At 42.0% G+C, this 14,246-nt stretch carries 13 protein-coding genes and 2 tRNA genes; all 15 read left to right on the top strand.

The annotated features are described in order from the left end of the window. Positions 1–200: 200 nt before the first annotated feature. The 15 genes from parC to HMPREF2853_RS06925 all read left to right on the top strand — a co-directional run bounded on the left by parC (position 201) and on the right by HMPREF2853_RS06925 (position 14,125). Complete coding sequence (parC, locus tag HMPREF2853_RS06995) at positions 201–2,681, top strand: DNA topoisomerase IV subunit A (protein ID WP_083306898.1); 2,481 nt, start codon at positions 201–203, stop codon at positions 2,679–2,681. A gap of 116 nt (positions 2,682–2,797) precedes the next feature. Beyond that, positions 2,798–3,835: a branched-chain amino acid aminotransferase gene (locus HMPREF2853_RS06990; protein ID WP_315940684.1), complete on the top strand. Its 1,038-nt coding sequence runs from the start codon at positions 2,798–2,800 to the stop codon at positions 3,833–3,835. Positions 3,836–3,947: 112 nt separating this feature from the next. After that, positions 3,948–4,178, top strand: coding sequence for a DUF2969 domain-containing protein (locus HMPREF2853_RS06985; protein WP_000037106.1), 231 nt, complete (start codon positions 3,948–3,950; stop codon positions 4,176–4,178). Between the two features lie 49 nt (positions 4,179–4,227). After that, positions 4,228–4,308 (top strand) — tRNA-Tyr (locus HMPREF2853_RS06980). Between the two features lie 8 nt (positions 4,309–4,316). After that, positions 4,317–4,388, top strand: a tRNA-Gln gene (locus tag HMPREF2853_RS06975). Positions 4,389–4,550: 162 nt separating this feature from the next. Next, positions 4,551–5,753, top strand: coding sequence for a 30S ribosomal protein S1 (gene rpsA / locus HMPREF2853_RS06970; protein ID WP_001001617.1), 1,203 nt, complete (start codon positions 4,551–4,553; stop codon positions 5,751–5,753). Between the two features lie 82 nt (positions 5,754–5,835). Beyond that, positions 5,836–6,333 (top strand): GAF domain-containing protein, encoded by a 498-nt coding sequence (locus HMPREF2853_RS06965; RefSeq protein ID WP_000887143.1) that lies wholly within the window; start codon positions 5,836–5,838, stop codon positions 6,331–6,333. Further along, positions 6,333–7,991 (top strand): DNA polymerase III subunit gamma/tau, encoded by a 1,659-nt coding sequence (gene dnaX / locus HMPREF2853_RS06960; RefSeq protein ID WP_070535418.1) that lies wholly within the window; start codon positions 6,333–6,335, stop codon positions 7,989–7,991. The genes HMPREF2853_RS06965 and dnaX overlap by 1 nt, the downstream gene beginning before the upstream one ends. Before the next feature lie 27 nt (positions 7,992–8,018). Further along, positions 8,019–8,213, top strand: coding sequence for a DUF3272 family protein (locus HMPREF2853_RS06955; protein WP_000198269.1), 195 nt, complete (start codon positions 8,019–8,021; stop codon positions 8,211–8,213). Between the two features lie 150 nt (positions 8,214–8,363). Continuing rightward, entirely contained in the window at positions 8,364–9,134 is a 771-nt protein-coding gene (sufC, locus tag HMPREF2853_RS06950) for a Fe-S cluster assembly ATPase SufC (protein ID WP_000114489.1), read from the top strand. 27 nt (positions 9,135–9,161) lie between these two features. Next, positions 9,162–10,424: a Fe-S cluster assembly protein SufD gene (sufD, locus tag HMPREF2853_RS06945; RefSeq protein ID WP_070535416.1), complete on the top strand. Its 1,263-nt coding sequence runs from the start codon at positions 9,162–9,164 to the stop codon at positions 10,422–10,424. A gap of 10 nt (positions 10,425–10,434) precedes the next feature. Then, complete coding sequence (locus HMPREF2853_RS06940; protein WP_070535415.1) at positions 10,435–11,661, top strand: cysteine desulfurase; 1,227 nt, start codon at positions 10,435–10,437, stop codon at positions 11,659–11,661. Then, complete coding sequence (gene sufU / locus HMPREF2853_RS06935; protein ID WP_049500368.1) at positions 11,648–12,088, top strand: Fe-S cluster assembly sulfur transfer protein SufU; 441 nt, start codon at positions 11,648–11,650, stop codon at positions 12,086–12,088. The genes HMPREF2853_RS06940 and sufU overlap by 14 nt, the downstream gene beginning before the upstream one ends. A 35-nt stretch (positions 12,089–12,123) precedes the next feature. Continuing rightward, entirely contained in the window at positions 12,124–13,536 is a 1,413-nt protein-coding gene (sufB, locus tag HMPREF2853_RS06930; RefSeq protein WP_000797057.1) for a Fe-S cluster assembly protein SufB, read from the top strand. A gap of 19 nt (positions 13,537–13,555) precedes the next feature. Continuing rightward, positions 13,556–14,125, top strand: a complete 570-nt coding sequence (locus HMPREF2853_RS06925) for a hypothetical protein (protein WP_070535413.1) — start codon at positions 13,556–13,558, stop codon at positions 14,123–14,125. The last annotated feature ends 121 nt before the right edge of the window (positions 14,126–14,246 follow it).

Raw genomic sequence — 14,246 nt, 5'->3', positions numbered from 1 at the left:
GATAGTTTAGTTATATATAGTAACTGAACACGGGACTAATTTCTATAAATTATCCTTTATTCTATAAAAACCACTCTACATTCTTTGAAAGGAGTTGAACACGCCCTAAATACTGTGTGAAAAAGATAAATTCTCTTGTGAGCATCGCTCGCTTTAAGAATTTCCTATTTTCACTTTGCATTTTACGGGCTTAGTATCCTATGTCTAACATTCAAAACATGTCCCTGGAGGACATCATGGGAGAGCGCTTTGGTCGCTACTCCAAGTATATTATTCAAGACCGGGCTTTGCCAGATATTCGTGATGGATTGAAGCCTGTGCAACGTCGTATTCTTTATTCGATGAATAAGGATGGCAATACCTTTGACAAGAGCTACCGTAAGTCGGCCAAGTCTGTCGGTAACATCATGGGGAATTTTCACCCACACGGGGATTCTTCTATCTATGATGCTATGGTTCGTATGTCTCAGGATTGGAAAAACCGTGAGATTTTGGTCGAAATGCACGGTAATAACGGTTCTATGGACGGAGATCCGCCTGCGGCAATGCGTTATACCGAGGCGCGTTTGTCTGAGATTGCTGGTTATCTCCTTCAGGATATCGAGAAAAAGACCGTTCCTTTTGCATGGAACTTTGACGATACCGAGAAAGAGCCGACAGTCCTGCCAGCAGCCTTTCCAAACCTTTTGGTTAATGGATCGACTGGGATTTCGGCTGGATATGCCACCGATATTCCTCCCCATAATTTGGCTGAGGTTATCGATGCGACAGTTTACATGATTGACCACCCAACAGCCAAGGTGGACAAGCTCATGGAATTCTTGCCTGGGCCAGACTTCCCTACAGGGGCTATCATTCAAGGGCGTGACGAAATAAAGAAGGCTTATGAAACTGGGAAGGGGCGCGTGGTTGTTCGTTCTAAGACGGAGATTGAAAAGCTAAAAGGCGGTAAGGAGCAAATCGTTATCACTGAGATTCCTTATGAAATCAATAAAGCCAATCTCGTCAAGAAAATCGATGATGTTCGTGTCAATAACAAGGTAGCTGGTATTGCTGAGGTTCGTGATGAGTCTGATCGTGACGGTCTTCGTATCGCTATTGAGCTCAAGAAAGATGCTAATACCGAGCTCGTACTCAACTATCTCTTCAAATACACTGACCTTCAAATCAAATACAACTTCAACATGGTGGCGATTGACAATTTCACACCTCGTCAGGTTGGGATTGTCCCAATTTTGTCTAGCTATATCGCCCACCGTCGTGAAGTGATTTTGGCTCGTTCACGCTTTGACAAGGAAAAGGCTGAGAAACGTCTCCATATCGTTGAAGGTTTGATTCGCGTGATTTCGATTTTGGACGAAGTCATTGCTCTTATCCGTGCTTCTGAGAACAAGGCTGACGCCAAGGAAAACCTCAAGGTCAGCTATGAGTTTACAGAAGAGCAGGCTGAGGCCATCGTTACCTTGCAACTTTACCGTTTGACCAATACAGACGTGGTTGTCTTGCAGGAAGAAGAAGCAGAACTTCGTGAAAAGATTGCCATGCTTGCGGCTATCATCGGTGATGAACGGACTATGTACAATCTCATGAAGAAAGAACTCCGTGAGGTTAAAAAGAAATTTGCGACACCACGTTTGAGTACTTTGGAAGATACTGCGAAAGCAATCGAGATTGATACAGCTAGTTTGATTGCCGAGGAAGATACCTATGTCAGCGTGACTAAGGCAGGTTATATCAAGCGTACCAGTCCACGTTCCTTTGCAGCATCCACTCTGGAAGAAATTGGCAAGCGTGATGATGATCGTTTGATCTTTGTACAAACTGCCAAGACAACCCAGCACCTCTTGATGTTTACAACTCTTGGGAATGTCATTTATCGACCAATCCATGAATTGGCAGACATTCGCTGGAAGGACATCGGAGAGCACTTGAGCCAAACGATTACAAACTTTGAAACTAACGAAGAAATTCTCTATGCAGAAGTAGTGGATCAGTTTGATGATGCGACAACCTACTTTGCAGCAACTCGCCTTGGTCAAATCAAACGCGTAGAACGCAAAGAATTCTCTCCATGGCGGACCTACAAGTCTAAATCTGTTAAGTATGCTAAGCTCAAAGACGAGACAGACCAGATCATAGCAGTAGCACCAATCAAACTGGATGATGTTCTCTTGATTAGTCAAAATGGTTATGCCCTTCGTTTCAATATCGAAGAGGTTCCCGTTGTCGGTGCCAAGGCTGCGGGTGTCAAGGCTATGAACCTGAAAGCAGATGATGTCCTCCAATCCGCCTTTATCTGTAACACTTCATCCTTCTACCTCTTGACCCAACGTGGTAGCTTGAAACGTGTCTCTTGTGAGGAAATTCCAGCGACCAGCCGTGCCAAACGAGGACTACAAGTCTTGCGTGAGTTAAAAAACAAACCGCACCGTGTCTTCTTGGTTGGAGCAGTTGCAGAGCAAGGCTTCGTTGGTGATCTCTTTAGTACAGAAGTGGAAGAGAACGACCAAACACTGCTTGTCCAATCTAACAAGGGGACAATCTATGAAAGCCGATTGCAAGATTTGAACTTGTCAGAACGCACTAGCAACGGAAGCTTTATATCTGACACCATTTCAGATGAAGAAGTTTTCGATGCTTACCTCAAAGAAGTCTTTAAAGAAAATAAAGCAAATTCTTAAAAAGAATCAGTCCAGAGGGCTGATTCTTTTTGTGTTGAAAAAATTTTCAGAAAATTACAAATAATACTTGAAATTTTGCTAGAAAAGTGTAGAATAGAACACATAGTTTGAATAGTATAAAGGAGAAACACATGACAGTTGCAATTGATTGGGAAAACCTTGGATTTGCTTATATGAAATTACCTTACCGTTATATCGCTCACTACAAAAATGGTCAATGGGATCAAGGAGAATTGACAGAGGATGCAACCTTGCATATTTCAGAGTCTTCTCCAAGTCTCCACTATGGACAGCAAGCATTTGAGGGATTGAAAGCCTATCGTACCAAGGACGGCAGTGTTCAATTGTTCCGTCCTGACGAAAATGCTAAGCGTTTGCAACGTACTTGTGACCGTCTTTTGATGCCACAAGTTCCAACAGAAATGTTTGTAGAAGCTTGTAAAGCAGTTGTGCGTGCAAATGAAGAATACGTCCCACCATATGGAACAGGTGGAACCCTTTATCTTCGTCCGCTGTTGATTGGTGTTGGGGATATTATTGGGGTTAAACCTGCAGAAGAGTATATTTTCACCATCTTTGCTATGCCAGTTGGTAACTATTTTAAAGGTGGTTTAGTCCCAACTAACTTCTTGATTCAGGATGAATACGACCGTGCAGCTCCGAATGGTACAGGTTCGGCCAAGGTAGGTGGAAACTATGCTGCTAGTCTCCTCCCAGGTAAAATGGCCAAGTCACGTCAATTTTCAGATGTTATCTACCTAGACCCATCTACACATACAAAAATTGAAGAAGTCGGATCAGCCAACTTCTTTGGAATCACGGCAGACAATGAATTTGTTACGCCATTGAGTCCATCCATCTTGCCATCCATTACCAAGTACTCTTTGCTTTACTTGGCAGAACACCGCTTGGGCTTGACACCGATTGAAGGTGATGTTCCAATTGATAATTTGGATCGTTTTGTAGAGGCAGGTGCTTGTGGAACAGCAGCGGTTATTTCGCCAATTGGAGGTATCCAACATGGCGATGATTTCCATGTTTTCTATAGTGAAACAGAAGTAGGTCCTGTTACACGTAAACTCTACGATGAATTGACCGGTATCCAATTTGGTGATGTAGAAGCGCCTGAAGGATGGATTGTCAAAGTGGACTAAAAGACATGAAGTAAAGAAGAACTCCGTAGCAGTTGTAATGGCTGAAATGGAGTTTTTTCTTGCTAGTTTGAGCATTTTCTTGTACAATAGAAAAAGTGAAAAGAGGTAGAGTATGAGTAAAAAAGATAAGAAAATTGAAATCCAATTAACCGATGCAAAAGTGACTGTTGGAAAAGACAGCTATGAAGGATACGTTTTGACGATCGGGAAAAAGGTTATTGGGGAAATTGCCGAATTAGATAGCCAATTTGCCATCATAAAGAATGGAAATGTCGATAATTTTTATAAAAAACTTGAAAAAGCTGTGGAAATTTTGATTGAAAACTATAATTTGACAAAATAATACTTGTTTTATTGAAAATTTCATGATATAATAGTTCTCGTTAAACATTGGAGAGATAGCGAAGAGGCTAAACGCGGCGGACTGTAAATCCGCTCCTTCGGGTTCGGGGGTTCGAATCCCTCTCTCTCCATTCATCAATGGGGTATAGCCAAGCGGTAAGGCAAGGGACTTTGACTCCCTCATGCGTTGGTTCGAATCCAGCTACCCCAGTTCTTAGGTAATAAATTCAAGATAAAAAGAAAAATATCTTAGGGTATTTTATTTTTATAATTGAAAGACGTGAACGATATGAACATGTCTTTGCGGGTGCTTAGGAAAAAAATTATAAGTATGTCAAGTTTGGAAAAACTTGATTGTTGGAGGATTTTTTAGATGAACGAATTTGAAGATTTGCTAAATAGCGTTAGCCAAGTTGAGCCTGGTGATGTTGTTAGTGCTGAAGTATTGACAGTTGATGCGACTCAAGCTAACGTTGCAATCTCTGGGACTGGTGTTGAAGGTGTCTTGACTCTTCGCGAATTGACAAACGATCGCGATGCAGATATCAATGACTTTGTGAAAGTAGGAGAAGTATTGGATGTTCTTGTACTTCGTCAAGTAGTTGGTAAAGATACTGATACAGTTACATACCTTGTATCTAAAAAACGCCTTGAAGCTCGCAAAGCATGGGACAAACTTGTAGGACGCGAAGAAGAAGTTGTTACTGTTAAAGGAACTCGTGCCGTTAAAGGTGGACTTTCAGTAGAATTTGAAGGTGTTCGTGGATTCATCCCAGCTTCAATGTTGGATACTCGTTTCGTACGTAACACTGAGCGTTTCGTAGGTCAAGAATTTGATGCTAAAATCAAAGAAGTTGATCCTAAAGAAAACCGCTTCATCCTTTCACGTCGTGAAGTTGTTGAAGCAGCTACTGCAGCAGCTCGTGCTGAAGTATTCGGTAAATTGGCTGTTGGTGATGTCGTAACTGGTAAAGTTGCTCGTATCACTAGCTTTGGTGCTTTCATCGACCTTGGTGGAGTTGACGGATTGGTTCACTTGACTGAATTGTCACACGAACGTAACGTATCACCTAAATCAGTTGTAACTGTTGGTGAAGAAATCGAAGTGAAGATCCTTGATCTTAACGAAGAAGAAGGACGCGTATCACTTTCACTTAAAGCAACAACACCTGGACCATGGGATGGCGTTGAGCAAAAATTGGCTAAAGGTGATGTAGTAGAAGGAACAGTTAAACGTTTGACTGACTTCGGTGCATTTGTTGAAGTGTTGCCAGGTATCGATGGACTTGTTCACGTATCACAAATTTCACACAAACGTATCGAAAATCCAAAAGAAGCTCTTACTGTTGGTCAAGAAGTTACTGTTAAAGTCCTTGATGTTAACGCTGACGCAGAACGTGTATCACTTTCTATCAAAGCTCTTGAAGAACGTCCAGCTCAAGAAGAAGGACAAAAAGAAGAAAAACGCGCTGCTCGTCCACGTCGTCCAAAACGTCAAGAAAAACGTGATTTCGAACTTCCAGAAACACAAACAGGATTCTCAATGGCTGACTTGTTCGGTGATATCGAACTTTAATCAAATTGATAATCACAAAATCCTTTGTTTAAAACAAGGGATTTTTCTTTTGTCTCTTTCCCATTTTTGATATAATAGTTCTATGTTAGATTCAGAAAAACAATCACAATATCAATTGTTAAATGAGGAACTCTCTTATTTACTTGAAGGTGAGAGCAATGTTCTTGCCAATCTTTCAAATGCTAGTGCCCTCCTAAAATCTCGCTTTCCGAATACTGTATTTGCAGGGTTTTATCTGTTTGATGGTAGCGAGTTGGTTTTAGGGCCTTTTCAGGGTGGTGTTTCTTGTATTCGCATTCCGCTTGGGAAAGGCGTGTGTGGAGAAGCTGCTGAGTTTCAAGAGACTGTTTTGGTTGGCGATGTGAGCACCTATCCAAACTACATTTCTTGTGATAGTATGGCAAAGAGTGAAATCGTGGTTCCCATGCTCAAGAATGGTCGATTGCTGGGTGTCTTAGACCTAGATTCTTCACTTATTGATGATTACAATGCCGTTGACCGTGATTACTTGGAACAATTTGTCGCTATTTTGCTTGAGAAGACAGAATGGGACTTTACGATGTTTGAGGAGAAAGCCTAATGTATCAAGCACTTTATCGAAAATATAGAAGCCAGACTTTTTCACAACTGGTAGGCCAAGAGGTTGTGGCTAAAACCCTAAAACAAGCGGTCGAGCAGGAAAAGATTAGTCATGCTTATCTTTTCTCAGGACCTCGTGGAACTGGGAAGACCAGTGTAGCCAAGATTTTTGCCAAGGCTATGAACTGTCCGAACCAAGTGGACGGAGAACCATGTAATAACTGCTATATCTGCCAAGCAGTGACAGAAGGTAGCTTAGAAGATGTTATCGAAATGGATGCGGCTTCGAATAACGGAGTTGATGAAATCCGAGAAATTCGGGATAAATCTACCTATGCTCCTAGTTTGGCACGTTATAAGGTCTATATCATAGACGAGGTTCATATGTTGTCTACAGGGGCTTTTAATGCGCTTTTAAAGACGCTAGAAGAACCAACTCAAAACGTTGTCTTTATCTTGGCGACCACCGAATTGCACAAGATTCCAGCAACTATTTTATCGCGTGTCCAACGTTTTGAGTTTAAGTCGATTCGAACTCAAGATATCACGGCACATATTCATCATATTTTAGAAAAAGAACATATCAGTTCTGAACCAGATGCTGTAGAAATTATTGCCAGACGAGCTGAAGGTGGAATGCGGGATGCCTTGTCTATTCTGGACCAAGCCTTGAGTTTGACACAGGGAAATGAGCTCACGACTGCTATCTCTGAGGAGATTACGGGTACCATTAGTCTATCAGCACTAGATGACTATGTAGCCGCCTTGTCTCAGCAGGATGTTTCAAAAGCGCTTGATTCTTTGAATCTTTTGTTTGAAAATGGCAAGAGCATGACTCGTTTTGTGACGGATCTCTTGCAGTATTTGCGTGATTTACTAGTTGTTCAGACAGGTGGCGAAAATACTCATCATAGTCCAGTTTTTATGGACAATCTAGCTCTTTCTCAGGAAAGTCTCTTTGAAATGATTCGCATAGCGACTGTGAGCTTGGCGGATATGAAAGCTAGCCTGCAACCTAAGATTTATGCTGAGATGATGACCATTCGTTTAGCTGAGACTAAGCCTGAACCAGTGCTTTCAGAAGCTGTCGAGAGTGAAATTTCTACACTAAGACAGGAAGTCGCTCGTCTCAAACAAGAACTTGCCAATGTTGGAACTGCTCCTAAACAAGTGGCGCCAGTCCCTAGCCGTCCAGCCACTTCTAAGACTGTCTATCGAGTAGACCGTAATAAGGTTCAGGCTATCCTACAAGAAGCTGTTGAAAATCCTGAATTGGCACGGCAAAACTTGATTCGCCTCCAGAATGCATGGGGAGAAGTGATCGAAAGCTTAGCTGGTCCTGATAAGGCTCTTCTCGTAGGTTCTCAACCAGTTGCGGCAAACGAACACCATGCTATTTTAGCCTTTGAGTCTAATTTCAATGCTGGGCAAACCATGAAACGGGATAACCTCAATACCATGTTTGGCAACATCCTCAGTCAGGCGGCTGGATTTTCACCTGAAATCCTGGCAATTTCCCTAGAGGAATGGAAAGAGGTTCGTGCAGCATTTTCAGCTAAAAACAAGTCTTCTCAAGCAGATCAAGAGGTAGAAGAAGAAAGTCTAATTCCAGAAGGATTCGAATTTTTGGCTGATAAAGTCATGGTCGAAGAAGACTAAAAGTGGATTTCATGGTACAATAATCCTATGACTAGACAACAATTTATCGTGATAGCACTATTTACTGCTGCTGAGACTTATTTTTTCAATGAAGCTTGGATGACTGGTCGCTATTTCATGGCAGCCTTTTGGGCCATTCTACTTTTTCGAAATTTTAGGTTAAGTTATGTAATGGGGAAAATAGTAGATGCCATTGATCAGCACCTAAACCGCAAGGATTAGTCACTAGCTTCTAAACAAAATCAAAGCCTTTTAGGCTTTTTTTGTTATACTAGTAGAGTATATTTATGGACCTTTTCTTGTATTTTTTGAGAAATGTAAGTGATTTCTCTAAGGATAAAGGAAGTAGGCCAGAAAAAGAAAGGAACTATCATGTCAGTATTAGAGATCAAAGATCTTCACGTTGAGATTGAAGGAAAAGAAATTTTGAAAGGGGTCAATCTGACTCTGAAAACAGGAGAAATCGCTGCTATCATGGGACCAAATGGTACTGGTAAATCGACTCTTTCTGCAGCTATCATGGGGAACCCTAACTATGAAGTTACCAAAGGGGAGGTCTTGTTTGATGGTGTAAACATCCTTGAATTGGAAGTGGATGAGCGTGCGCGTATGGGACTTTTCCTTGCTATGCAATACCCATCAGAAATTCCTGGAATCACCAATGCAGAGTTTCTTCGTGCAGCCATGAATGCTGGTAAAGAAGATGATGAGAAGATTTCAGTTCGTGAGTTCATCACTAAACTAGACGAGAAAATGGAATTGCTCAACATGAAAGAAGAGATGGCAGAGCGTTACCTCAACGAAGGTTTCTCTGGTGGTGAGAAAAAACGTAATGAAATTCTTCAACTCTTGATGTTGGAACCAACTTTTGCCCTTCTTGATGAGATTGACTCAGGTCTTGATATTGACGCTCTTAAAGTTGTATCGAAAGGTGTCAATGCTATGCGTGGCGAAGGTTTTGGTGCTATGATCATCACACACTACCAACGTCTTTTGAACTACATCACACCAGACGTGGTACACGTGATGATGGAAGGTCGTGTGGTTCTTTCTGGTGGTCCAGAATTGGCTGCCCGTTTGGAACGTGAAGGATACGCAAAACTAGCTGAAGAACTTGGCTACGACTACAAGGAAGAATTGTAATTCCCTCGTATCTTTTAGGAGAAGTAAATGACTAAAGAGAATATTAAACTTTTTTCAGAAATGCACGCTGAACCAAGCTGGTTGGCTGACCTCCGTCAAAAAGCTTTTGATAAGATTGAGAGTTTAGAGTTACCAGTTATCGAGCGTGTGAAATTTCACCGTTGGAATCTGGGAGATGGAACCATCACGGAAAGTGATCCTTCAGCAAATGTTCCTGACTTCACAGCTCTAGATAATCACTTGAAGTTGGTTCAAGTAGGAACGCAGACTGTTTTTGAACAAATTCCAGTTGAATTGGCTGAACAAGGAGTAATCTTTACAGACTTCCACTCAGCTTTAGAAGAAATTCCAGAGCTTATTGAGGAATTCTTCATGTCATCAGTTAAGTATGATGACGACAAGTTGGCAGCTTACCATACAGCTTACTTTAACAGTGGTGCTGTTCTCTACATTCCTGATAATGTTGAGATTACAGAACCAATTGAAGGTATTTTCTACCAAGACAGCGATAGCGATGTGCCATTTAACAAGCATATCCTTATCATTGCGGGTAAAAACTCTAAAATAAGCTATCTTGAACGTCTAGAGTCAAGAGGTGGAGGTAGTGCAAAAGCAACTGCCAATATCACAGTTGAAGTGATTGCTCGTTCTGGTGCGCAAGTGAAGTTTGCTGCCATTGATCGTCTGGGTGAAAATGTCACTGCCTACATTAGCCGTCGTGGTAAACTAGGCAGTGATGCCAGCATTGACTGGGCAATCGGTGTCATGAACGAAGGAAATGTCGTTGCGGACTTTGATAGCGACTTGATTGGAAATGGTAGCCATGCTGACCTTAAAGTCGTAGCTCTTTCAAGTGGTCGTCAGGTTCAAGGGATTGACACTCGTGTGACTAACTATGGTTGCAACTCAATCGGAAATATCCTCCAACATGGGGTCATCCTTGAAAAAGCAACCTTGACCTTCAACGGTATCGGACACATCATTAAGGGGGCTAAGGGAGCCGATGCGCAACAAGAGAGTCGTGTTCTCATGCTTTCAGACCAAGCACGTTCAGATGCCAACCCAATTCTTTTGATTGATGAAAATGATGTTACTGCAGGTCACGCGGCCTCTATTGGTCAAGTTGATCCAGAAGACATGTACTACCTCATGAGTCGTGGATTGGACAAGGCAACTGCAGAACGTTTAGTTGTTCGTGGTTTCCTTGGCTCCGTAATTGTTGAGATTCCAGTCAAAGAAGTTCGTGAAGAAATGATTGCAACCATCGAAGAAAAATTGTCAAAACGCTAAGGGGAAGCCTATGTTAGATGTAGAAGCGATTCGTAAGGATTTTCCAATTTTAGACCAGATTGTCAACGATGAACCTCTGGTCTATCTGGACAATGCTGCGACGACACAAAAACCACTAGCAGTTCTGGAAACAATCAACCGCTACTATAAGCAGGACAATGCCAATGTTCACCGTGGTGTTCATACCTTGGCTGAGCGAGCAACAGCTTCTTATGAAGCTGCTCGTGAAACCATTCGTAAGTTTATCCATGCAGGCTCTACAAAGGAAGTTCTCTTTACCAGAGGAACGACAACCAGCCTTAACTGGGTGGCACGCTTCGCTGAGGGAATCCTGACTGAGGGAGACCAGGTCTTGATTTCTGTCATGGAACACCATTCCAATATCATTCCTTGGCAGGAGGTCTGTCGCAAGACTGGGGCAGAGCTTGTCTATGTTTATCTCAAGGATGGAGCTCTGGATATGGATGACTTGCGAGCTAAATTGACTGATAAAGTCAAGTTTGTCTCCCTAGCTCACGCCTCAAATGTTCTTGGTGTAGTCAATCCTATCAAAGAAATCACGCAATTGGCCCACCAAGTTGGAGCTATCATGGTGGTGGATGGCGCTCAGTCTACGCCCCATATGAAGATTGATGTCCAGGACTTGGATGTGGACTTCTTTGCTTTTTCAGGTCACAAGATGGCTGGACCAACTGGTATTGGTGTTCTTTACGGTAAAGAAAAGTATCTGGAACAAATGTCACCAGTTGAGTTTGGTGGCGAGATGATTGATTTCGTCTATGAGCAATCTGCTAGTTGGAAGGAGTTGCCTTGGAAATTTGAGGCTGGAACGCCAAATATGGCAGGTGCTATCGGACTTGCTGCAGCAGTGGATTATCTAGAAAAGATTGGTATGGATGCCGTTGAAGCTCATGAACAGGAATTGATTGCATATGTCTTTCCAAAATTGCAGGCAATTGAGGGATTGACTATTTATGGTTCGCAGGACTTGGCTAAACGTTCAGGTGTGATTGCATTTAACCTAGGCGATCTTCATCCCCATGACCTAGCTACAGCACTGGATTATGAAGGGGTAGCAGTTCGTGCAGGTCATCATTGTGCTCAACCTTTGCTCCAATATTTGGAAGTTCCAGCAACAGCTCGTGCAAGTTTTTATATCTACAATACCAAGGCAGATTGTGACAAGCTAGTCGATGCCCTACAAAAGACAAAGGAGTTTTTCAATGGCACTTTCTAAACTAGATAGCCTTTATATGGCAGTGGTGGCAGACCATTCGAAAAATCCACATCACCAAGGGAAGTTAGAAGACGCTGAGCAAATCAGCCTCAACAATCCAACCTGTGGCGATGTTATTAATCTCTCTGTTAAGTTTGACGCAGAGGATCGTTTAGAAGATATCGCTTTTCTAAATTCAGGATGCACGATTTCAACTGCTTCTGCTAGTATGATGACAGATGCAGTTTTAGGCAAGACCAAACAAGAAATTTTAGAACTTGCAACTATTTTTTCTGAAATGGTTCAAGGGCAAAAAGATGAGCGTCAAGACCAACTTGGAGACGCGGCTTTCTTATCAGGTGTTGCCAAATTCCCTCAACGAATCAAGTGTGCAACTCTAGCTTGGAATGCCCTTAAGAAAACAATTGAAGATCAAGAAGAAAAATAAGAAACATAGAAATATATAATGAAAGAAAGGATATTATGGCTGAAGAAAGAGTAGAACCAAAACCAATTGACCTTGGTGAATATAAATTTGGTTTCCATGACGATGTAGAGCCTGTCCTATCGACAGGAAAAGGATTGAACGAAGAAGTCATTCGCGAATTATCAGCTGCTAAGGGTGAACCTGAGTGGATGTTAGAATTCCGTTTGAAGTCTTATGAAACCTTCAAAAAAATGCCTATGCAAACCTGGGGAGCAGACTTGTCAGAGATTGACTTTGATGACTTGATCTACTACCAAAAACCATCTGACAAACCAGCCCGTTCATGGGACGAAGTTCCTGAGAAAATCAAAGAAACCTTTGAACGTATCGGAATTCCAGAAGCTGAGCGTGCTTATCTAGCAGGAGCTTCTGCCCAGTATGAGTCAGAAGTGGTTTACCATAACATGAAGGAAGAGTTCCAGAAATTGGGGATTATCTTTACAGATACGGATTCTGCCCTCAAGGAATACCCAGACTTGTTTAAACAATACTTCGCTAAGTTGGTACCGCCAACAGATAACAAATTGGCTGCCCTCAACTCAGCAGTATGGTCTGGTGGAACCTTTATCTACGTGCCAAAAGGTGTCAAAGTAGATATTCCACTTCAAACCTACTTCCGTATCAATAACGAAAATACAGGTCAGTTCGAACGTACCTTGATTATCGTTGATGAAGGAGCGAGTGTCCACTACGTAGAAGGCTGTACAGCGCCAACTTATTCAAGTAACAGCTTGCACGCTGCCATTGTAGAAATTTTCGCTTTGGACGGAGCTTATATGCGTTATACAACCATCCAAAACTGGTCTGATAATGTCTATAACTTGGTAACAAAACGTGCCAAAGCTTTGAAAGATGCAACTGTTGAGTGGATCGATGGAAACTTAGGTGCCAAAACAACTATGAAATACCCATCTGTTTACCTAGATGGAGAAGGAGCACGTGGTACCATGCTTTCAATCGCCTTTGCTAACGCAGGGCAACATCAGGATACTGGTGCCAAGATGATCCACAACGCCCCACATACAAGCTCGTCTATCGTGTCTAAATCCATCGCTAAAGGCGGAGGAAAGGTCGACTACCGTGGACAAGTAACCTTTAACAAGAACTCTAAGAAATCTGTTTCTCACATCGAGTGTGATACCATTATCATGGATGACTTATCAGCATCAGATACTATTCCATTTAATGAAATCCACAACTCGCAAGTTGCTTTGGAGCACGAAGCTAAGGTTTCTAAGATTTCAGAAGAACAACTATACTACCTCATGAGCCGTGGTTTGTCAGAATCTGAGGCAACAGAGATGATCGTTATGGGGTTTGTCGAACCCTTCACAAAAGAACTTCCAATGGAATATGCAGTTGAGCTGAACCGCTTGATTAGCTATGAAATGGAAGGATCTGTCGGATAAAACTCAAAAGGAGAAGCAAATGGGATTCTTAAAAAAATTATTTGGTAATGTTGAAAAAGCGAATAAAGGTGAAATTCCTGCTGAGGAAATTGTTCCACCTTTCACAATTGATTTAGTAGAAGAAGCAGATGATTATTGGAGACAAATGGAACAAAACCTTTTGATAAACGCTGTAAAAGCTGCTGGTGGTCCTGAGGCAGTAGAACGTGCTTTTGTTCTTGCTAATTTCAAGGAAAATCAAGAAACCTTTGAGCTCTTTTATCAGGTAAATGGTCAACTTCTTTCATGGAGAGAGATGGATGCGACTGTTGTCGATAAAATCAGCAATCAACTCCTTCCGCAAGCGGCAGAAGTAGCGCGTGCAGTAAATGAAAATTATGAAGAGGCAAATGTACCAGTAATCCAGTACGCTATGCTTCAGTTTGAAACTGCAACCATGGCTTGGTTTGGTCGGAAGCTGACAACAGCTTCTCCAGAAGCACAACTGACTTTTGAAGAATTGGTATCTGGTTGGCGCGCTATTTTGGAACAAGAAGTTCCCAATCGTCCTTTAGATAGTGACCGTCCCTTCCCTTATTTTGAAGTTTAAAAAATCCCAAATCCCCAAAAAACTTTCAATGGAGTATACTGTTGAACCTACTCGCTTGATAGGTAACTAATTGAAAGAATCAGTGGGTAAAAATGCAAATTCTGAACAGAAATCCTTTCTG

This window comes from Streptococcus sp. HMSC077F03, assembly GCF_001812375.1.
Classification (GTDB): Bacteria; Bacillota; Bacilli; order Lactobacillales; family Streptococcaceae; genus Streptococcus; species Streptococcus oralis_S.
This window is presented reverse-complemented; position numbering and strand designations above follow the sequence as displayed.